We start from the raw sequence: 853 nt of genomic DNA, 5'->3' as shown, positions 1-853 counted from the left end.
GACGCCGGCCGCCCGATCGCGTCGACGGTCTCGGTCACGTGCGCCGCACCGCCCCAGACGGCGAGCAGCGCGTCGAGGGTGCCCTCACCGCCGTCGGCCATGGGCAGGCGCGTGACGACGGCGCCGGGGGCGGCGTCCAGGGCTCCCTCGGCGATCGCGGACGCGACCTCGGACGCGGACAGGCTGCCCTTGAACGAGTCCGGGCAGACGACGATGTGCAGCGGCTCCACGCGCCGATCGTAGGCCGTCGCGACGCTCAGGCCGCCAGGATCTCGGCTACCGGGACCGCCTCGGTACCGAACGCCTCGGCCACCCCGGCGTTGGTGATGTGCCCATCGTGCGTGCTCAGGCCACGGGCCAGGGCCTCGTCGGCCCGCAGCGCCTCGCGCCAGCCGCGGTCCGCGAGGGCCGCCACGTAGGGCAGGGTCGCGTTGGTCAGCGCGCGGGTCGACGTCGCGGGGACCGCCCCGGGCATGTTCGCCACGCAGTAGTAGAGGGTGTCGTGCACGGCGAAGGTCGGGGCGTCGTGGGTGGTGGGGCGCGAGTGCTCGAAGCAGCCGCCCTGGTCGATGGCGATGTCGACGAGCACGGCGCCGTGCTTCATCGTCTTGACCATGGCGTCCGTGACGAGCTTGGGCGCGGCGGCGCCGGGGATCAGCACCGACCCGATCACCAGGTCGGCGGACGCGACCTGGTCGGCCACCTCGTACGTCGTCGAGACGCGGGTGCCCACCGCCCCGCCGAACCGCGCCTCGATGCGGCGCAGGGCGGGCAGCGAGACGTCGAGGACGGTGACGTCGGCGCCCATGCCGAGCGCGTTCGCGGCCGCGTGCTCGCCGGCCACGCCGCCGCC

At 75.0% G+C, this 853-nt stretch carries 2 protein-coding genes; both read right to left on the bottom strand.

Annotation, left to right across the window (positions count from 1 at the left end; translation table 11 throughout):
- Nucleotides 1-230, bottom strand: a 230-nt coding sequence (locus tag PROKR_RS35845) for a glycerate kinase (RefSeq protein ID WP_036967489.1), incomplete at its 3' end; no start/stop codon positions are given.
- Nucleotides 231-256: 26 nt separating this feature from the next.
- A partial coding sequence (locus tag PROKR_RS21955) for an alanine dehydrogenase (protein ID WP_036967486.1) occupies nucleotides 257-853 on the bottom strand: 597 nt, incomplete at its 5' end.

The sequence above is a fragment of the Promicromonospora kroppenstedtii DSM 19349 genome, assembly GCF_000515355.1.
GTDB lineage: Bacteria > Actinomycetota > Actinomycetes > Actinomycetales > Cellulomonadaceae > Promicromonospora > Promicromonospora kroppenstedtii.
Note: the sequence above shows the minus strand (reverse complement) of the source record. Positions and strands in the feature narration are given on the sequence as shown.